Origin of the sequence: Pseudoalteromonas sp. SR44-8 (assembly GCF_014163635.1) — a bacterium.
Classification (GTDB): Bacteria; Pseudomonadota; Gammaproteobacteria; order Enterobacterales; family Alteromonadaceae; genus Pseudoalteromonas; species Pseudoalteromonas rhizosphaerae.
In genome coordinates this window covers 32,396-52,097 of sequence record NZ_JACJDS010000007.1, presented here as the reverse complement: position 1 = coordinate 52,097, position 19,702 = coordinate 32,396, and the positions used below count along the sequence as shown (strand labels likewise).

17 protein-coding genes are annotated in these 19,702 nt (G+C 40.1%); 9 read left to right on the top strand and 8 right to left on the bottom strand.

Annotation, left to right across the window (positions count from 1 at the left end):
• Positions 1-11 precede the first annotated feature (11 nt).
• Positions 12-485, bottom strand: a complete 474-nt coding sequence (locus H5183_RS04875) for a hotdog fold domain-containing protein (protein ID WP_145237355.1) — start codon at positions 483-485, stop codon at positions 12-14.
• Between the two features lie 164 nt (positions 486-649).
• On the opposite strand from H5183_RS04875, the gene H5183_RS04870 reads away from it, so the two are divergent.
• Genes H5183_RS04870 through H5183_RS04860 form a run of 3 tightly spaced genes read left to right on the top strand, consistent with a single transcriptional unit; the run spans position 650 to position 2,965 of the window.
• Positions 650-1,843 carry a multidrug effflux MFS transporter gene (locus H5183_RS04870; protein WP_149980832.1) on the top strand — a complete coding sequence of 398 codons (1,194 nt, stop codon included), beginning with the start codon at positions 650-652 and terminating at the stop codon, positions 1,841-1,843.
• A 5-nt stretch (positions 1,844-1,848) separates the two neighbouring features.
• On the top strand, positions 1,849-2,484 hold the full coding sequence (locus H5183_RS04865) for a LysE family translocator (protein ID WP_182731082.1): 636 nt from the start codon (positions 1,849-1,851) through the stop codon (positions 2,482-2,484).
• Between the two features lie 16 nt (positions 2,485-2,500).
• Positions 2,501-2,965 (top strand): methylglyoxal synthase, encoded by a 465-nt coding sequence (locus H5183_RS04860; RefSeq protein ID WP_145237363.1) that lies wholly within the window; start codon positions 2,501-2,503, stop codon positions 2,963-2,965.
• 7 nt (positions 2,966-2,972) lie between these two features.
• Here H5183_RS04860 and yegD read toward each other — a convergent pair whose 3' ends face one another.
• The 6 genes from yegD to H5183_RS04830 form a co-directional block, all read right to left on the bottom strand.
• Positions 2,973-4,340 carry a molecular chaperone gene (yegD, locus tag H5183_RS04855; RefSeq protein ID WP_182731081.1) on the bottom strand — a complete coding sequence of 456 codons (1,368 nt, stop codon included), beginning with the start codon at positions 4,338-4,340 and terminating at the stop codon, positions 2,973-2,975.
• Positions 4,341-4,404: 64 nt separating this feature from the next.
• A complete protein-coding gene (locus H5183_RS04850) occupies positions 4,405-5,253 on the bottom strand; it encodes a DNA ligase (RefSeq protein WP_182731080.1) in 849 nt (282 codons plus the stop codon).
• A gap of 34 nt (positions 5,254-5,287) precedes the next feature.
• Entirely contained in the window at positions 5,288-5,944 is a 657-nt protein-coding gene (locus H5183_RS04845; protein WP_149980836.1) for an HAD family phosphatase, read from the bottom strand.
• Between the two features lie 61 nt (positions 5,945-6,005).
• Positions 6,006-6,305, bottom strand: coding sequence for a hypothetical protein (locus H5183_RS04840; protein WP_145237374.1), 300 nt, complete (start codon positions 6,303-6,305; stop codon positions 6,006-6,008).
• 121 nt (positions 6,306-6,426) lie between these two features.
• Positions 6,427-8,718 (bottom strand): TonB-dependent receptor, encoded by a 2,292-nt coding sequence (locus H5183_RS04835; protein WP_182731079.1) that lies wholly within the window; start codon positions 8,716-8,718, stop codon positions 6,427-6,429.
• 380 nt (positions 8,719-9,098) lie between these two features.
• Positions 9,099-10,784, bottom strand: a complete 1,686-nt coding sequence (locus tag H5183_RS04830; RefSeq protein WP_182731078.1) for a mechanosensitive ion channel family protein — start codon at positions 10,782-10,784, stop codon at positions 9,099-9,101.
• Positions 10,785-11,504: 720 nt separating this feature from the next.
• On the opposite strand from H5183_RS04830, the gene H5183_RS04825 reads away from it, so the two are divergent.
• Positions 11,505-12,053: an HdeD family acid-resistance protein gene (locus tag H5183_RS04825; RefSeq protein WP_182731077.1), complete on the top strand. Its 549-nt coding sequence runs from the start codon at positions 11,505-11,507 to the stop codon at positions 12,051-12,053.
• A gap of 77 nt (positions 12,054-12,130) precedes the next feature.
• On the opposite strand, the gene H5183_RS04820 is transcribed toward H5183_RS04825, so the two are convergent.
• Entirely contained in the window at positions 12,131-13,003 is an 873-nt protein-coding gene (locus H5183_RS04820; RefSeq protein ID WP_182731076.1) for a mechanosensitive ion channel family protein, read from the bottom strand.
• 180 nt (positions 13,004-13,183) lie between these two features.
• Here H5183_RS04820 and H5183_RS04815 point away from each other — a divergent pair, with 180 nt between their 5' ends.
• The 5 genes from H5183_RS04815 (at position 13,184) to H5183_RS04795 (ending at position 19,683) form a co-directional block, all read left to right on the top strand.
• Positions 13,184-13,393 carry a hypothetical protein gene (locus tag H5183_RS04815; protein ID WP_145237750.1) on the top strand — a complete coding sequence of 70 codons (210 nt, stop codon included), beginning with the start codon at positions 13,184-13,186 and terminating at the stop codon, positions 13,391-13,393.
• Positions 13,394-13,645: 252 nt separating this feature from the next.
• Positions 13,646-15,778, top strand: a complete 2,133-nt coding sequence (locus tag H5183_RS04810; protein WP_182731075.1) for a M3 family metallopeptidase — start codon at positions 13,646-13,648, stop codon at positions 15,776-15,778.
• Between the two features lie 145 nt (positions 15,779-15,923).
• Positions 15,924-17,351: an amidohydrolase family protein gene (locus tag H5183_RS04805; RefSeq protein ID WP_182731074.1), complete on the top strand. Its 1,428-nt coding sequence runs from the start codon at positions 15,924-15,926 to the stop codon at positions 17,349-17,351.
• A 91-nt stretch (positions 17,352-17,442) separates the two neighbouring features.
• The gene (locus tag H5183_RS04800; RefSeq protein ID WP_145237392.1) at positions 17,443-18,288 is read left to right on the top strand and encodes a DMT family transporter; all 846 of its coding nucleotides are present in this window, start codon (positions 17,443-17,445) and stop codon (positions 18,286-18,288) included.
• A 69-nt stretch (positions 18,289-18,357) separates the two neighbouring features.
• Positions 18,358-19,683, top strand: coding sequence for a glycerophosphodiester phosphodiesterase family protein (locus tag H5183_RS04795; RefSeq protein ID WP_145237395.1), 1,326 nt, complete (start codon positions 18,358-18,360; stop codon positions 19,681-19,683).
• Positions 19,684-19,702: the final 19 nt, after the last annotated feature.

Sequence of the window (19,702 nt, the reverse complement as noted above, 5' to 3'; positions counted from 1 at the left end):
TTATTTTTCTTTTACTTTTTCTTAGTAACGTACATCGTAATATCAGCAGTGAAGACCAATTCACTGCGAGTATTGTAAAGCTTCACTGGCACCACTAAATCCTCTTTATCTAGCCATTGTCTTGGCATTGCAATTTCTGCCACAGCTGTGACATCAGTATCAACCTTCGCTAAGTACTGCACCGTCATTCCTTTAGGGATCCAGCGATGAGTTTTATACGGCACGGTAGCATCAACCATCACACCGGCACATAACTCAGCTAAATTACATTGCGCAATAGCATGGATAGTCCCAATATGATTGTGCACACTCCGTCGGTTTTTAACCATTGCGCTGCAATGTCCGTCACGTAAATCTAAAACAGTGGGTTTCATTGAGCCAAAATAAGGGGCTTTAAAACACACGACTTTAGTAAATAACCAATTGCCAAATGGTAGACGCTTAAAACTATGCCATGCTGTTAAAACTGCAGATTTATTACTCATTATTATTTTCCATTGAATGTCGCTATTGCAAAATTAGCACATCAGACCAGTTAGCAAAAGTGCATTTATACTTATAATCTTACTCGCTATATTCTTATAGATGGGTCATATGCCCTTTCTTTTTTATCTTTGCAGACCTAAAATACGCGGCAAAAGGAGCACTCATGCCAACAACCGATCGCCGCAATCATCTTAGTGTTATTTTAATTCTCGCTCTTCTGGTTATATTCTGCCCATTAGCGATTGATATTTACTTACCCGCATTTCCTGATATAGCGCAAGCATTGGCTATTGATGAGCAGCAAGTGCAACTTACCGTCGCTATTTTTATGCTGACGGTTGGCTTAGGTCAGCTTATAGCAGGTCCTTTAGCCGACAAGTTTGGCCGCCGTCCAGTCGCACTATTTGGCATCACACTGTATGGATTTGCTGGGATGTTGGCTTTTTTAGCGCCTAATTTTAGCATTCTGATGCTTGCGCGTGCACTACAAGGTTTTGGGGCTTGTGCCACTTTTGTGGTTGCATTTGCGATTGTTCGTGATACCTACGGCAGTGCTAAAAGCGGCCAAATGATCACTTACCTAAATGGTATTGTGTGTTTTATTCCCGCGTTAGCGCCTATTTTAGGCGCTTGGCTGACTGTGCAATTTGGCTGGCGGATAAACTTTTTATTTTTGGCGGGGTTTGCTTGTGTTGGACTAATGATCACTGCCATATATTTTAAAGAAACACGCCCTGCGGATAGCCACTATGAGGGCCACATACTCGATTTACGTCGTTTTATACCAATCATTAGCACGCCTATTTTTCTTTTTAATAGCCTAATTTGTATGGTGGCAATGTCGGCTATTTTAGCTTTTGTAACATTAGCACCGGGATGGATCATGACCGAGTTAGGTGGATCGGTCAGCGATTTTACTTTTTGGTTTACTCTCAATGCCATTGTTAGCATTGTAGCTAGCTTTATTGCACCATTGTATATCAAACGCCATAGTCAAAAAGCGTTACGCATAGGTATGAGTTTATTAATTTTCTCTGGTGTACTGATTTTAATTCTCGGCCAGTTTAAAAGTGCCTTTGCTTTTATGCTACCAGTGTTGATTGCTGCGCTAGGCTTTGCACTTAGCTTAGGCTCAGCGGCTGGAATGGCATTGTCACATTTTGCTAAACAAGCAGGTACTGCATCTGCGTTAATCGGTTTAATGCAAATGAGCGGCGCTGGAGCATTGGTTATGCTCACCCAAGTGCTCCCTTTCAATGCGCCCGAGTTTATTGCTTTTCACTTATTATTATTGCTGCCACTGTGGGTTATACTGCTCAGTAATAAAGCACATGCTTATCACCCTAAAAACACATAAAAACAATGATCAATTTTGAATTTTTACTGTCATTTTTAGCCGCGAGTTTTTTAATCGCTGTTGCACCAGGTCCTTCCAATGCTTTTTTAATGGCGCAAACTTTTGCCAATGGCCGCGCAGCAGGCTTACAAAGCGCATTTGGTTTTGCTTTAGGCGGAGTGGCGCATACTTTATTTGCCGTTGTCGGTCTTACGGCCATCCTTAAAGCCTCAGAAGTGGCTTATACCAGCGTACAATACGCTGGTGCTGCCTACTTATGTTATTTAGGTGTAATGATGGTTAAAAGCACATTTATCCAGTCAGAGTGCAGTAGCGAAGATAAACCCCATGTAAGCACCAAGAAAAAAACTAATGTTATGTTTCAGGCTATGATGACTGAAGTGCTCAACCCTAAAGTAGCGTTATTTTTTATTGCGTTTATTCCGCAGTTTGTTGATCCAACCCTGTCATCATCAACTACATTTCAATTAGCTTTCTTTGGCTTACTGTATCCACTTTTTGCGTTTCCGATTGACTGCACGTATATTTACTTTGGCGATAAAATTGCAGGCTACTTTCGAGAGCACCCGCAAAGCCAAATTTGGATTGATCGTATAACAGGTGTAGTATTTGTAGTTCTTGCGGTTAATCTACTCATCTAAAAAAAAAAGAGTCAACATGGAACAAAAACAGCAAACCCTTCCAGCGCAAAAAAATATTGCTTTAGTTGCACACGATGGTAAAAAAGCAGCCTTGCTAGCCTGGTGTAATAAACATCGCGATAACCTCAGTAAGCACACATTGTATGGCACAGGCACCACAGGTCATTTAATTGAGCGAAATACTGGACTTGAAGTTATCAAACTACTTAGTGGCCCTATGGGGGGCGATCAGCAGTTAGGCGCTAAAATTGCGGAGCATGAAATTCATGTGTTGATTTTCTTTTGGGACCCCCTTGCATCTCAACCTCATGATCCGGATGTTAAAGCATTATTACGCTTAGCTGCGGTATGGAATATTCCAGTGGCGTGTAATGAAGTCAGCGCAGATATGATTTTAAGCTCGCCTTTGATGCATAACGAGCTTGAACGGTCATTGCCAGATTACGAGAAATACCTCGCAACCCGACAAGTCATTCTATAAGCACCCTTTAACGATAAAGCATACTTGCCCATTTAGTGAGTCCGGCGGTTACACTACCAAAGTGATCGCCGTTTACCATTTTAATATCACCTAAGTGCTCAACTAATGCGGCTTTTATTAGTGGCGATTGCGCGCTGCCACCTGTAAGGTAAATCACATCAGGAACGGTCCCTGCATCTTTAATCGCTTGTTTTGCTAAACTTACTATTTGCATAATCGAATCATCAACCGCCACAGCTAAATCAGCCCGTGATAGCACTTTATGTAATTGCGGCGCTAAAAAACCTAATTCACAGTCATACTCAGTCACTGACGAAAGCGCAATTTTTGCCGCCTCTCCTTGCTGTACCAGCTGATGACCTTGCTTATTTTGCTGCAAATCGATCAGTCGTTGAAATAACTCAGGTGCTTGTACTTCACGTAACTGCGTAAGTAATTCTCGATGATGGCTTTGACTATAAAACTGGCTTTGTAAGTTCACATCGTTAATTTTACATGCTTGCCAAAATGCTTGATTAGGCAGTGGTAAACCTGATTTAAACTGACTGCCTAAACCAAGCAATGGCATTAATGCGTGATAGCTTAAAGCAATGTCTAAATCATTACCGCCAACACGTTTACCTGTATGCGCTAAAAAGTCATGATCACGGTCACTACTATCACGAAAGCTAGGTCCCATTTGCACAAATGAGCAGTCACTGGTACCACCACCAATATCAATAACCAATACTTTTTGATCGTGATTTAAGTCACTTTCATAATCAATTCCTGCTGCGAGTGGTTCATATAAAAAAGCCACATCTTTAAAGCCAGCTCGTTTTGCTGCACGCTCTAAAATACCAATTGCTTGTTGGTTTGATTGCTCTCCACCCACGGCTTGGAAATTTACCGGGCGGCCAATAACCGTTTGTGTTAACTCTTTTTGTAGTGATGTTTCAGCACGCTGTTTGATTTTTAAAATCATTGCGGTGGCAATATCTTCAAAGAAGTTGATTTGCCCTTGCTTTAAGCCTATTGCCCCAAAAAACGATTTAGGGGATTTAACAAAATAGCCTTCTTCAGGAAATTGCACATATTCGTTAATTGCTTCACGGCCAATAAAAAGACTTTCATCACCGGGGGCTAGATCTAAGTCAGACTTGATCCGCACCATACTATTGAGCAGGGCTTGGCGCTGGGTTTTAAAATCAGTTTCATAACTTGTACCTGTTAGATGCTGAGCAACAAAATCGACAACTAAAGCACTGTGATGTGTGTATAAGGTTGAAGGGAGGTAAAACTTACCTTGCTCTAGGGGCACCAGCTCAACAGTATTTTGAGCATTCATTACACCCATTGCGCAATTAGAACTACCATAATCAAAACCAACTACCATTACTTCACCACAACTAACATCAAAAGGCCGCGCAATTTAGCATACTTACGGCTTTTTTTAAATGTTAATCAGGATCGCGTTGACGTAAAAAACTGGCAAACCGTGGTAAACCGTTTTTAGTAAAACCATGGTATCGGTATGTCACCGTCGCTCCTATTGCGGGTGGATTTTGGCGCTGTGCGTTACTAAAGCCAGTACCAATTGAAAACTCTTTTCCTTGTGGTGTAACTACTTTTAACGCCCCTAGCATGCCAGTAAATTTGCCTTTTCCTGGAAGATGAGCAATGACGACCGCTTCACTATCAAAATAAGGTTTTAACTTTAACAGCGCATCAGAACGGCCACTTTTATGCATTGCCGAGGCTAAATGCAGCATTACACCTTCACCACCTTGCTGAGTTACTTTATCAAAGTACGCAGATAATGCCTGCTCTGTAGTAAATTGATACTGCTGTACTGCTTGGATGTGAGGCTTATTTAATGTTTTTACTAAACGTAGATAATTTTCATAGCGTACTGCAAAGGGATTATGTTGATCTGGCATGTCAAATATCTGATAGGTGACTTTTTGCCAGTCACTATCCAACGGCTGTAAAGTGCGCACAATACCACTGAGGTCTGCAAAATCACCGCGCTTGGTCCACAACTCACCGTCGAACCTCAAATTAGGTAAATCAGCAATAAACCAGCCTGGCGCATGAATGGCATTGCCATTACGGGTTATCAACTGTGTTCCTGTCCAAATCGCACGGACCCCATCAAACTTCTCACTAACGAGATAGTTTTCAATGGCAAGCGCTTGGTCTTGTTGGTAAACCTTGGCCAGTTGGGCATCTGCGGTGATCTGTGTATCAGTTGCTGAGCAAGTAAAAGTACTGATCAGCAACCATAATACTGTTAGTCCTTTAAGCATATCGGTCTCCTTGTTTATCACCAAGCAGACTAAACTATAGCTTAGTTTGTACCCATTGCCATAGCTGCTGTAAATTATCCATGCGAGAAACAGCTAAACTTAAATCGTGGCCTAGAGTATGTTTATTCGGTATTGCAACCACAGGTACGTTTGCATTAGTTGCTGCTGTAACGCCGGTGTGTGTATCTTCAACAGCAATTGCTTGCTCTGCTGAAATCCCTAATGTTGTCAGTGCAAGTAAATAAGGGTCTCCCGCAGGTTTTGGATTTTGCACGTCGTCTTTAGTCACTACGCAGTCAAACCATTCATAAAAGCCATAGCCTTTTAAGATAGGTAACGCCTCATGGCGTGAACTACCCGTCACTAATGCCATTTTAAGATCGCTTTGCTTCACTGCCTCTAATACCTCTTCGGCAAAAGGCATTAAAGGAGGTAAATTAGTGGTAACAAATTGCTCGAATGCATCATATTTAGCCTGCGCTAACCACTGCGGTGAAACCGATAAGTTATATTGCTCAACCACTTCAATTGCCGCATCTAAGGTCGGTCGACCTGAAAAACGTTGGCAAAAATCATCTTCTTCATAGCGCACGCCAAACGGTGCTAAAACATCATTCCAACAGTTAAAGTGGACACTTTCTGAATCAACTAAAGTGCCATCCATATCAAATAATACTGCTTTTAATGTCATCCTCATTCCTTTATTTTTCAGCAACAAAAAAGGCGCTCATAGCACCTTTTTGGTTTAATACTTATGCTGTTAAACCTGCTGGAGGCTCTGCAAATGCTTCTTCACCCGTTTCAACATCTACCAACTCGTAGCCACGTTCTTTTCTAACAACTTTTAGTACAGGTTTTTCAAATGCTGTTTTTAAACGCTCTGCGTCATCTCGTAACGCATCTAAGGTGTTGCCAAAAGGCGCTGCGCCCGTTTCTGACCAATTCGTTACTTTACCATTTAGGTTATATTCAACCTCATGTATTTGATATTGCGCCGCTTCATCTTTAGTTGCTTCACAAAAAATCACTCGGTAGTTCCAAAATCCAGCCATTGTTCTTCTCTTGTTAAATTTAATTGTCGCTACTTTAGCAGCTCTAATAAGGCTTTTCACTAGCGTAAAAAAAAAAGCCCGCAAATAATGCGGGCTTAAATCTACTTAACTAAAATGGAGTTTAGTAAAACTTCACTTTAAATTCTGCACCGATATAGCGTTCTTCATTTACCATACCAGTGTTATTATTGAAGTCGATTGCACCGATTACTTGTTGCTCGTCAAATAAGTTACGTACAAACGCAGATACTTCATACTCATAATCACCTTCAGCCCAGTTATAACCAGCACGTAGGCCAGTTTCTAATAGTGATTTACCTTCGAATTCAACTGACTCATACAAGAAGAAGTCAATTTCGCTGCGGTATGAAATATCGGTATAGGCGAAGAAGTCACCACCAGCTACTTCTTTAGTATAACGAAGCGTTAAATTAGAGATCCATTCCGGCGCATGCGGAAGGCTATTGCCATCCAAAATAGCGCGATCTTCAGGGCCAAATGCGCCAGGAACTTGGAATGTAGGATCTTTCACGGTGCACTGCGCACATACAGCAACAGCAAGGTCATTATCTTTAAGCTCAGTTTTGTTGTAGCTTAAGTTAAATGTGGCATTCAACTCATCAGTTAATACCCACTCAGTGTCTAGCTCAAAACCATAACCGGTCGTTTTATCAGCATTTACTAAACGGTTAAAATTAGCGCCACCACCTACAGCCGTTAACTGCTGGTCATCCATTTGATAGTAAAAAACAGTCGCATTTACACGGCCGCGGCCATCTAACACATCTGATTTGATACCTGTTTCGTATGATGTAACAGTCTCTGACTTAGCAATCGTTACTTCATCGCCAAATAAAATACGGCCCTGAATGCTTGGCGCTCGGAAGCTATTCGCAATACGTGCATACCAGTTAACATCGTCGTTAATTTTATAGCTTGATGAAATATCCCAGCTCATGTGATCATCACTAGGGTTTTCAGTTAAAAACAGTGCACCACCGCCAGCAGGACTTAATGTACGATTTGCAGAGAATTCTTTATCATCATCAGAATAACGAAGGCCAGCAGTCACTTTAAAGTCATCTGTTAGTGTGTAGTCAACCGAACCAAAGACTGCCCACGCTTTAGTGTCTTGCTGTTGAATAACATAACCATTTAGTGCTCCATTAGCAGCAGTATCATAGCTGTAGTTCTCAATGGTTAACGCTTCATCAAAGTAAAATACACCTACTTGATAATTTAAGTCACCAGTGAAGTTACTTGATAAACGAAGTTCTTGCGTATACTGGTCGTGCTCAGGAATACCATCAGCACTTTCTGAAGAAAATGGAATAAACCCAGGTCCCATTGCAACAGCTACGTCATTAATTGAATAACCACCGTAACCACCATCGATGTCTGCGCGAGAATAAATTTCTGCGCTTTCCCATGCTGAGATAGAGGTAATAGTATGGTTAGCCAAATCCCACTCAAGTTTTAGATTGGCACCTTGAGATTCAACCTGCTGTGTCGCACGAGAAGCTGCATCATGAAAAACTACATCATGATCATAGCCATCAACTAAATCATTACTGCCTTTTTTAATAACATTGGCACGAAAAGCAATTGGTGAACCGTCCATATCACGCACATGGTAGTTAAATAAACCGGTAAAATCATTGCCTTCATACAAGAATTGGATACGTGCGGCTTGGTCAGTGTAGCCACCCAGAGCATCTTTTTGTTCAAAGCCTGGCGCACGATTATCAATATAATCGTCTTTATCCTGCCAAAGTACTGATACACGTGTTGATAAACGGTCTGTTAATGCACCACCAACTGCACCTTCAAAGTCTACTGCACCTCGGCTGCCGTAAGATACAGAGCCATAGCCATCAAAATCTTGGCTTGGTTTAACTGTATCAAATTTAACTAAACCTGCCGGCGTATTACGACCAAACAAGGTGCCTTGTGGGCCACGTAATACTTCAACACGTGCCACATCAAATACAGGGAAGCCCTTTAAAATAGCATTTTCTTGTACTACTTCATCAACTACCAATGATACTGGTTGCGAGGCATTTAAATCAAAATCAGTATTACCTAAGCCACGAACATAAAAGCGTGGGAAAGAACGGCCAAATGAAGACTCAATCGATAAGCTTGGGATTTTCGCATTCATAAAGCGAATATCCATGCCAGCAGAGCTGTAAGCATCTAAATTATCGCCTTGCAATGCAGATACTGCGACAGGTACTTCCTGTGCATTTTCTACACGCTTGCGCGCAGTGATTTGAATAACTTCTAATTGCTTGCTTTGCGCAGTTGGAGCTTGTTCATCAGCAGCAAGAGTTGTAAATGAAGTACCTGCTACGGCAGAGAACAACGTTGCATTGATTAGGGTTGCTAACGTAGATCTTTTCATTGCTTTCATGTCGGGGTTTAACCTTTTTAGTGCACTCTTATTCAACGGTTGATGTGTTGCGCCAAATTCACTCGGCGGGTTCGGCCAATTTTTCGCGCCTTAAGTTAAGCTGCGCGGACCTCTTTGTCGAGAGTGCAAAACGAAGTAAAGAGGCTGAACGAACGCTGAAGATTATAGCACTGTGTGACACTTTTACTGCATTAATATGTACAAAAATATAAACTTTTTACAACATATGGCGACATGATAGAATAATTTTAGAAAAATTATGCAAATATATTTATTTGATACGGACATTTGTCCTGTTAATTTCAATGGTGAAACTGTATTGGCTGTATGTAATCATCTATAGATATGTCTTTATAAACCAACTACACAAACTAACAATTTCACCCGCTAACTCGAGCAAATTCAGGATTCGCTAATTGACAATTATGCTCATTGAGTAAGCCTAGAATAGCTAAATTTAACTCTTCGATTATTTCCATATACTCGGAAAAATCAGTTGTTACTACATAACTCAATAAATCAATTTGTAATGCCCATGGCGTAAAGCCTTTAAAACGAACTCGACATGGCGTGTCATCAATCTTTTCGTGCTTATCAAGTAAGTTTTTACATGCGGCCATAAAAGCTAATAGATCATGTTGTTTAGTTTTGGCACTGAGCATTAAGTTAGGGCGATAGGAAATTCTTTCTCGCTCTGAAATGTTCTCTAACTGCATATCAACAAATTTTGCATTTGCGACGTATATAACAGATCGATCTAAAGTACGTATTCGGGTAGCACGTAAGCCTATTTCTTCGATGGTTCCCATACTTGAACCAAATTTACATAAGTTACCTATTTTCACTGGCGAAGAGATATATAAAGTAATTGCCCCTATTATATTTTCTACCGTTTTTTGCGCTGCCAATGCAATGGCTAATCCACCAATACCTAAGCCTGCAAGTAAGGTGGTGGCATTAAAACCTAAATTTTCAAACCACAATAATACGGCCACAATCACGACCAGAGTTTTTAGCACATTACTTGCTGGACGCAACAAAAATACAGCTTGTGGTTTTTTTTGCTCAATAAAGCGATCTGATAGGCGATGTTTAATAATATCAACGCAACGTAAAAACACCCAAGTCCATGCAACTAATAATACTGTTGCGCCTTGAGCAAGCGCAACGACTGTAATAGTAACATTGGAAATATCATAAAGTGAACGCGATAAAAGTACAGCCAACAATAAGCAGATAGGCCCTTTAATAAGCGCGAGTACATCGTCAGGTGTTTGCACTATAAAACGATGTAAGATCGCTGCAAAAATTCGTGTAATTAATATCGCAAGCAAAAAGAACGCAAAAAACGACCCGATAAAATAAACCCACTGCCATACCATTACTCCCAACAACTGTGTTTTGGGTAAATTATTATAAAGCCACTCGCCAAGCACGTTATAACCAAATTCATCAATTAAAAATGGGATATTACTAACTGTTGCATTCGATATTTTCCAAACTTTATTATTTCCTTTTTCATCAGGAACACGTTGTAATAATATTTGTACAGGCCCTCGCGACGTCGTTATCTCAGCAACTAAATCTCGATAACTAGGTACTGGTTCATTTTTCTTTCCTTCAGGTTTGTTACTTAATGTATCGATATCAATCCATAGCGTGCGATCAAAAACCAGTGACAGTTGCTCAGCCAGTAACTCTGGTGCAATTGCTTTAACTTCAGGTGGTAAATTTCGATAATCTAAATAATTTGTTGCTAGGGCATAATCGCGTTGGTTTACAGCACGTAAATAAGCCCGCATTGTAGTACTAGGAGTAATACGGTGGAATTCATCATAGGGCAAAGAATCAATATCAATTTCTTTGCCGGTTTCCGCGGAAGTAATTACCGTTGCTTGTAATGACTGTTCGACCTCTGAATTAGGGTTACTTTGACTATCTTCTTTGTTCTCATTATCAAACAGAGATTTTACCGTTATCTCTGGCTGTGCGAATAAACTGAAACTCAAAGAAAATAATATGGACAAGCCAATTAGTTTTAATAATGTTATGAAGTACTTATCCATAAATCAATTCCTTGAGCTGTTTTAATTTAGCACCTTACCTGTTATTAACTATAAAAGCGTTAACACTTATTTAAAAGTTAAAAACAGTATACTTCACTAGAAACTTCGCTCTAGGGCGTATTTATCTTTCTAGGTTACTATTACAGCAATATATTTGGTTTTTAGGTAAGACAAAGCTATATAGTGTGGTTATTTCCCATAAGTAAGCAATAACGCTGCATGTGATTAGGACGTAAAACAAAAAGAAAGTGGCATATCAAATTTAAAGCTAATAGCATCAAGAGACGTCGGTTTCTCTCATTTTTAACCTTAGCCAAACACATCATTAAGCTATTTAAGAAACGTATTACAAAACGACGTGGAAAAGTCTCAAAAACTTTATTTTGAATGAATAAAAGCGCTCATTAGGTAAAATCAGGGTCTATCAGCTCGAACGGTTTTGCCTAGGACGTTTAATTTTTTGTTGCCCGCATAGATGTAGATTAGAAACATGGGAAGATGCACAAACTTTGCTCTATTTTCACTTAGCCCACGTAGGTTACAAATCTAGCGTCATGATCTACTCGCCCCTAAAATGGAATGAATTTTAGCTCCCAAAGGTCAAAATGCCCCAACGCTATACACATAACGTGGAGTTTGACCTAAGTACCTACACAAGCTAACGTATATGCAGTATTTATGCTGTTAAATATAATTTTAGCGCTGTCATTAAGGAATAGAATGGATCTAACCACCACACTTTCAAAAAACTGGTCAGTACTGTTAGTACGCGGCCTCATTGCAATTATTTTTGGCGTTATTACTTGGTTAGCACCCAATGCATCTCTGAGTATTATGTTGTTATTTTTTGCGGGCTATTTTTTATTTGATGGCATGCTAAGAACATGGGTTGCTTGGAACTCTAAGCAACACAATCCCTATTGGCGCTGGTTATTGGCCGGTGGGGTGTTATCAATCATCGCAGGACTAGTTACCCTATTTGCACCAAACGTTACCGCGATACTATTACTTTATTATGTCGCTGCGTGGGCCATAGCGATTGGCGCTGTTGAAATTTTAATTGCGCTTAAATTAAGAGCGGAGATATCTAATGAGTGGATATTAATTATTACTGGGGCAATATCAGTATTATTTGGTTTATATTTAATCTTTAATCCTAGCGCAGGGATCCATACTTTACTTTGGTTAGTCGCCACTTACGCCGTACTATTTGGTGCTTTAATTGTATTATTTTCATTAAAGCTAAGAAAGATGGCACAACAGCAATAACTCATCAATAAAAACGAAGTAATTTGCTACTCGTTGCAGCAAATTACTTCTGCAAGACGATACCGGTGCCGCTGGATTTATTTCTTTGCTCGTCCCCGCCTTAATGCAATTTCACCATCAATATGTATATCGCGTTGTGGGAAAGAAATAACGACATTATGCTCAGCAAATATTTTATATACGCTAAAACGAATATCACTGCGAACTTGGCGCAACATGGTTTCTGATTCAGCACAAACCCAAAAAATAGCATTGAACACTAAAGAGCTTTCTGCAAAATCATCAAATAACACTGAAGATGCCGGCGTCGGGAGTATTGCAGGATGTTCGCTCAACACTTGTTTGATCAGTTTTTCAACTAACAATACATCTGATCCATATGCCACACCAACACTGACAGACGAACGAGCATTGCGGTCAATCAAGGTCCAATTCGTCACTGTGTTTTCGAGTAGTTGACTGTTTGGTATAAGCATGTGTACACCATCGTTGCGACGAATACGCGTTGAGCGGGTATTTATCGTTTCAACCACCCCTTTGGCGTTGCCCACTTCTAAGAAATCTCCAATACGAATTGGCCGCTCCCACATTAAAATCCAGCCACTAATAAAGTTATTAATGATATTTTGTGCCCCGAATCCTACACCAATAGCTATAGCGCCAGAAACAAAGGCAAATGCTGTTAACGGAATATTTAACACTTCAAGGGAGGTAAATATTAAAATTGCGATACTTAACACTAAATAAATACGGGTAAATAAATGCACCGCATCAGGGTTCATTTTACGTGCGAGAAGAGTTTTTCGTATTAATCGACCAATCCATGTAACCACAAACCACATGGCAAAGAGTATCAAAGGCACTTGAATAACTTTAGCTACAGTAATTTCGATATTGTTATAGCTAAAAATTACATACGATAAATAATGAGAGATTGACTCTAACGTCATACTTTTTCCAAAATTAATAAAACAAATAGCTATTCAGGGTTAAGTAAGTTTAGCACGCCATAATGGCATTTACGGAGAAGTTAAAGTTCAATATGTTTTTTATGAACAAATCATTAACATTTTCTTACAGGTAATGCTATATAAGTACTGTAAGCTTAAATAAAGCACGAGGAACGAATGATGTCACAACTGACCTTAAATCAAAAATTAGCCACGCTACAACCTTTAGTTGATTTGCAACTGTTTGAATCAAGTATTGAATACCGCAATAAAATTTTGTCTGTGCTTGCAGAGCAAGAACATACTCTTAATTGCATTAATAAAGAGTTTGGTCACCAGCAACCGGCAAGTTTTGGTAGCGAAAAAAAGTTTGTTTTAGGTTACAACTAATTTTGCTACTTCGCGCATGCAATATAAACCAAAATTCTCAATTAAGTACCAACCTGTAGTAGCTTTAATACGTCCTACTGTTTAAGGCTACTATTTCTCGATTTGCACTATTTTTACCTAAAAACACGCTTTTTGCGCTCAACCCCCACCTTAAACCGATAAACTTAGTTGTATATACATGAAAATTTGCTAAGTTATGGGGGTTTTATGTCTCGCCTGTTTTTCAAGGCTCACCTATTTTATGGAGTTCTCATGCGTAAGACCCTTATAGCAACTACAATTGCTAGTGCATTATTATTATCTGCTTGTAGTTCGCAAAACGATGCAGATACAAAAGAGCAAACGACTCAAGTACAAACAGCCAATGTAGACAACGTATTAATGAAACCAAGTCCATTACAATATATGGCACCAGAATTTGATAAATTTGGTACCAGTGATTATGAACCGGCATTTGATGCAGGTATTGCGCAGCAAAAAGCGCAAATCACGGCTATCGCTAACAACCCAGCTCCAGCTACATTTAAAAACACCTTAGTTGAATTAGAACTATCTGGCGAATTGCTTGATCGCGTTTCAACCGCTTTCTATAACTTATCTGGTTTGATCTCTAATGATGAGTATCAACGTATTGCAGCAAAAATGGCCCCAGTGTTATCTGCGCATTCTGATGACATTTATCTTAACAAAGCATTATTTTCACGTGTTGAAACCATTAATGGCAATAAAGCGAAGTTAAATGCCGAAGATCAGCGTTTAGTTGAGTTTTACTACACTAAGTTTGTTAACGCTGGTGCAAAATTAGATGAAGCACAAAAAGCCAAAATGCGTGAAATCAACGCAGAGCTTGCTAAGTTATCAACTGCCTTCTCGCAAAACGTATTAAAATCGTTTAAAGAGGACGTTGTATTAGTAACCGATAAAAGCGAACTTGCTGGCCTTTCTGACGCTGAAATAGCAAGCCTTGCCGCTGCCGCTAAAAAAGCAGGTAAAGAAGGCTACATGATCACGTTGGTGAACACCACGCAACAGCCGATTCTCAGCAGCCTAGAAAACCGTAAGTTACGTGAACGTATTTTTAAAGCATCAACGACTCGTGCGCAAAATACCAATGGCCCTATCATTATCAAAGAAACCAATTTGCGCGCTCAAAAAGCAGCACTACTTGGCTATAAAGATTGGGCTTCATATGTAATGACCACACGTATGGCTAAAACCACTGAAAACGTTTATGGCATATTAGATGACTTGGCACCAAAAGCCGTAAATAAAGCAAAAGCTGAAGCTGCTGAAATTCAAAAAGTAATTGATGCATCAGGCGAAACGTTTGCTGTACAACCATGGGACTGGGCATTCTATTCTGAAAAAGTGCGCCAAGCTAAGTACGACCTAGATCCTGCTTTAGTTAAGCCATACTTTGAAATGCAATCAGTGATCCATAACGGTTTATTCTTTGCGATGGAAAAACTGTACGGCATTACTTTCAAAGAGCGTAAAGATTTACCACTTTATCACGAAGATGTAATGGCGTTTGAAGTGTTCAACGCCGATGGTAGTTCTATTGGTTTATTCTACATGGACCCTTATGCTCGTGAGGGTAAACGTGGTGGTGCTTGGATGAGTGCATATGTTAGCCAAAGTAGCTTAAAAGGCACAAAACCTGTAATTTATAACGCGCAAAACATTCCTAAACCTGCAGATGGTCAGCCAACACTGATGACTTTTGACGAAGTTACGACTATGTTCCATGAATTTGGTCATGCGGCACACGGTTTGTTCTCAGACGTCAAATACCCAAGCCTTGCTGGCACTGCTACAGCTCGTGACTTTGTTGAATTCCCGTCACAAGCGAACGAAGATTGGAACATCGAACCAACTGTACTTGCTAACTACGCTAAGCATTACAAAACAGGTGAGCCAATTCCTAAAGAATTACTCGACAAAGTACTTGAGTCACAAAACTTCAATCAAGGTTTTGGCACCACTGAGTATTTAGCTGCAGCATTACTTGATATGGAATGGCATTCATTTGGTGTTGATAAGAAAATAACTGATGTACAAAAATTTGAGCATGATGCGTTAGAGAAACACGGCATTGCTTACTACCCAGTACCACCGCGTTATAAGTCTTGCTACTTTAGCCACACCTTTGCTGGTGGCTATTCAGCAGGTTACTATGCATACCTTTGGACTGAAGTATTTGCAGCTGATGCCTTTGCACATATGACAAAGCAAGGCGGCTTAACTCGTGACAACGGTGATAGCTTCCGCAAAGAGATTTTATCAAAAGGTAACAGCCGCGACTTAATGCAAAGCTATATTGAGTTCCGTGGTCAAAAGCCAACTACCGACGCCCTACTTAAGCGCCGTGGTTTAGTTAAGTAAACCAAAATGATTATAATGGGAGTCCGTAATGGACTCTCATTTTTTTATCGCCATTATTCATCCTAACTTTGTTACCTTCTAACTCAAATCAACACTTTACAGAAGATATATATGCTAATCTAAATAAAAAATTTAGAGTTACACAATGCAAAATATACTTTTATTTTCAACTTGCTTACTACTGACTGCATGTGCCACAGAGCCAACTGAGCACGCCGATATAGTGATCGCTAATGCGACGATCATCGACGTAACAACCGGACAACTCAGCGTTGAACAATCCCTTGCTATTCGCGATGGTGTGATCATAAAGCGCGCTAACAACTCACTAAAAAATAACTATATTACTGATAATTACATTGATGCTAATGATCAATTTTTAATGCCAGGCCTTTGGGATATGCATGTCCATTTTGGCGGCGGTGAAGCGCTTATAGCCGAAAACAAAGCCCTGTTACCACTTTACCTCGCGTATGGCATTACTACAGTACGTGATGCTGCTGCTGATTTAAGTGAGTCAGTTTTAAGCTGGCGAGAGCAAATTAATAATAACCAATTAGTTGGCCCGACCATTTATACATCAGGGCCCAAACTCGAAGGTAAAGACTCTATTTGGCCTGGCGACTTAGAAGTTGAAACTGTCGAGGAAATGAATGCTGCTATTGATACGCTTGATGCTATGAATGTGGATTTTGTGAAAATCACCGATAGTGCATTAACACCTGAACTTTATTTAAAAGCAGTTAAAGAAGTGAAAAAACGTGGCTACCAAATATCTGGTCATATTCCGTTTTCGCTATCAGTTACAGATGTATCAAATGCAGGGTTAGATGCCATTGAGCATATGACCTATTTGTTAAAAGCCGCAGCAATTAATGAACCTGAAATATCAGCAAAAGTGGCTTCAGGTGAACTGAGTTACCGCAGTGCTTTGCCAATTATTACAGCAAATATTGATAACCAAACAGCTTTAAATAAATACGCCGTGTTAGCTCAAAATAACACGGCCGTAGTACCTACTTTAATTGGTGGTCAAATCACCGCTTATATTGATGAAGATAACCATCAAGATGATGAGTTTTTAAATTATTTAGGTAAAGGTCTTAAAGCCACTTACCAATGGCGTGTAGACAGAGCCAATAAAGATACCCAAGATCAAATCAAACAACGTAAAGAACGCTTTGTTAAAACAGCTCAATTACTACCTTTAGCACAACAGGCTGGCGTATCAATTATTGCTGGGACCGACGCTGGATTTTTAAATTCGTATATTTACCCAGGTTTATCTCTTCATCAAGAGCTGGCTATTTTTAGTGATTATGGCTTAACGCCATTACAAACATTGCAATCAGCAACACTTGCTGGACCAAAGTTTTTAGGTAAAACGGCGCAGTTTGGAGAACTTACAGAAGGCAAAACCGCCGATATCATTTTCTTAACTGATAACCCATTAATTGATGTACGTAACACGCAAAAGCTCACTGGGGTTATTTCTCATAGTCGTTATTACAATAAAGCAGCACTTGAACAGCTAAAAGTAGATGCCAAGCAATTCGTTAGTTCACAACAGTAAATTAATCACCGGGCTCAGGTTACTTCACTGAGCCACTCCCTTTAATACTCGTTGTAGTATACACTCGCGCTTTTAGTTTGGAGTAAGCACTATGGGCTACTTATTTGCCGTCACTCTATTATGGGCGTTTTCATTTAGTTTAATTGGCGTATATTTAGCAGGTCAAGTTGATGCTTGGTTTAGTGTATTAATTCGCGTAGCCCTAGCCACACTGCTATTTTTACCGTTTTTAAAACGAACACCTCCCCCACTTGCTTGCAAACTCATGCTGATAGGCGCAGTACAACTCGGTATTATGTATAGCTTTTATTACCACTCATTTTTGTTCTTAAGTGTGCCTGAAGTACTGCTATTTACCGTAATGACCCCGCTTTATATCACGTTATTAAACGATGCGTGCAACAAGTATTTTAACCCACAGTTTTTTATAGTCGCTTTTATTGCTGTGCTGGGTGCAATTACTATTCGCTATGAAAACTTAGACAGTAACTTCTTAGTCGGATTATTACTGGTACAAGGCGCTAATATTAGTTTTGCTGTAGGACAAGTAACCTACAAACGCTTAATGCTGGGTAAGCAGCTTGATGATAAAACTGTATTTGGCTGGTTTTTTATTGGTGCACTGATTGTTGCAAGTAGCTGTTATGTCTTATTTGGTAACTCAAACAAATTACCAAGCACCTCAACACAATGGGGCATATTGATTTATTTAGGAGTTGTGGCATCTGGTGTTGGCTATTTTATGTGGAATAAAGGCGCCACGCTTGTCAATGTGGGCGCACTGGCGGTGATGAACAACTTGCTTATTCCTGCAGGCATTGTTGTTAATGTACTTATTTGGAATAGAGACGCGGACATACTCAGATTAAGTATTGGCGCGGGGGTTATGCTATTTGCCTTAGTGGTAAACCAAATAATGGCTAAAAGAGTAAATTAATTACTCTGTAGTTAAACTGTCACTAATAATTAGTAAGGTAGCGTCCACTTTGATTTTTAAGGACAAATAATGAAGCGCATACCTTTACTGACTAGTTGTTTATTATTAATTACACTAGCTGGCTGCGATGACGATGTAGAAATAGTCGAAAAAGAAGTGGTTGTTACCAACACTGAGGTTGAAATTGTTAAAGTTCCTACCCCGGTTATTGTTGAAGTAGCGCAAGGTACGAATATTCAACTCGGTGCTCGCCCCGACTACTTAATTGACGATATGGCCACCAGCGCACTAAAAACAAAATTAGAATCGTGCAAAGACGGCCCTTTTTATCGTACTGATTTTTCAATTGGTCACCGCGGTGCACCTATGCAATACCCAGAGCACACTAAAGAATCTTACATTGCAGCAGCTCGTATGGGCGCTGGCATTGTCGAGTGCGATGTGACGTTTACAAATGATAAAGAGCTGGTATGCCGCCATTCACAATGCGATTTACATACCACCACTAATATTTTAGCGATCCCAGAACTTGCCGCTAAATGCAGCGTGCCATTTACGCCAGCGGATCCTAACAGTGGTACACCCGCTGCAGCTAAATGTTGCACCAGCGATATTAGCCTGGCGGAATTTTTAACCCTTGAGGGTAAAATGGATGGCGCGAACACCAATGCCACCAATGTTAACGATTATATGAATGGAACACCGAGTTGGCGCACTGATTTATACGCCACCTCAGGTACACTCATGACCCATAAACAAAGTATTGCGCTATTTAAAGAGCTGGGTGTAAAAATGACCCCAGAGCTGAAATCGCCTCAAGTGAGCATGCCTTTTAATGGTATGACTCAAGCGCAATATGCACAAAAAATGCTGGATGAATACACGCAAATGGACGTACCCGCAAACCATGTTTATCCGCAATCATTTAACCTAGCCGACGTAGAATATTGGATTAGCACTAATCCTGAATTTGCAGCGCAAAGTGTGTATTTGGATGGTCGCGACAGCAATGCAGGGTTTGATCCTAATAACGCAGCAACATGGCAGCCAAGCATGGCAGAGCTAGCTACTGATGGCGTTAAAATTATAGCGCCCCCTATTTGGATGCTGCTAACCATAGATAACGACAGTAATATTGTACCCTCACAGTACGCTATAGATGCTAAGGCCGCAGGGCTTAATATTATTGCATGGAGCCTTGAACGCTCTGGCCCTCTAAATGAAGGCGGCGGTTATTATTATCAATCTATTAGTGATGTTATAGATAACGATGGCGACATGTTAACTGTGGTTGATGTTTTAGCACAAGAAGTGGGGGTCATGGGGATATTTTCCGATTGGCCAGCAACCGTAAGTTACTATGCTAGCTGTAATAAAATGCCTGCAAGTATTTAAACTTTAAGGCGTGTTTATT

Excerpts from the sequence above, each read along its gene's own strand:
- H5183_RS04875 (WP_145237355.1), bottom strand. The coding sequence starts at position 485 with ATGAGTAATAAATCTGCAGTTTTAACAGCATGGCATAGTTTTAAGCGT.
- H5183_RS04870 (WP_149980832.1), top strand. The coding sequence starts at position 650 with ATGCCAACAACCGATCGCCGCAATCATCTTAGTGTTATTTTAATTCTC.
- H5183_RS04865 (WP_182731082.1), top strand. The coding sequence starts at position 1,849 with ATGATCAATTTTGAATTTTTACTGTCATTTTTAGCCGCGAGTTTTTTA.
- H5183_RS04860 (WP_145237363.1), top strand. The coding sequence starts at position 2,501 with ATGGAACAAAAACAGCAAACCCTTCCAGCGCAAAAAAATATTGCTTTA.
- yegD (WP_182731081.1), bottom strand. The coding sequence starts at position 4,340 with ATGGTAGTTGGTTTTGATTATGGTAGTTCTAATTGCGCAATGGGTGTA.
- H5183_RS04850 (WP_182731080.1), bottom strand. The coding sequence starts at position 5,253 with ATGCTTAAAGGACTAACAGTATTATGGTTGCTGATCAGTACTTTTACT.
- H5183_RS04845 (WP_149980836.1), bottom strand. The coding sequence starts at position 5,944 with ATGACATTAAAAGCAGTATTATTTGATATGGATGGCACTTTAGTTGAT.
- H5183_RS04840 (WP_145237374.1), bottom strand. The coding sequence starts at position 6,305 with ATGGCTGGATTTTGGAACTACCGAGTGATTTTTTGTGAAGCAACTAAA.
- H5183_RS04835 (WP_182731079.1), bottom strand. The coding sequence starts at position 8,718 with ATGAAAGCAATGAAAAGATCTACGTTAGCAACCCTAATCAATGCAACG.
- H5183_RS04830 (WP_182731078.1), bottom strand. The coding sequence starts at position 10,784 with ATGGATAAGTACTTCATAACATTATTAAAACTAATTGGCTTGTCCATA.
- H5183_RS04825 (WP_182731077.1), top strand. The coding sequence starts at position 11,505 with ATGGATCTAACCACCACACTTTCAAAAAACTGGTCAGTACTGTTAGTA.
- H5183_RS04820 (WP_182731076.1), bottom strand. The coding sequence starts at position 13,003 with ATGACGTTAGAGTCAATCTCTCATTATTTATCGTATGTAATTTTTAGC.
- H5183_RS04815 (WP_145237750.1), top strand. The coding sequence starts at position 13,184 with ATGTCACAACTGACCTTAAATCAAAAATTAGCCACGCTACAACCTTTA.
- H5183_RS04810 (WP_182731075.1), top strand. The coding sequence starts at position 13,646 with ATGCGTAAGACCCTTATAGCAACTACAATTGCTAGTGCATTATTATTA.
- H5183_RS04805 (WP_182731074.1), top strand. The coding sequence starts at position 15,924 with ATGCAAAATATACTTTTATTTTCAACTTGCTTACTACTGACTGCATGT.
- H5183_RS04800 (WP_145237392.1), top strand. The coding sequence starts at position 17,443 with ATGGGCTACTTATTTGCCGTCACTCTATTATGGGCGTTTTCATTTAGT.
- H5183_RS04795 (WP_145237395.1), top strand. The coding sequence starts at position 18,358 with ATGAAGCGCATACCTTTACTGACTAGTTGTTTATTATTAATTACACTA.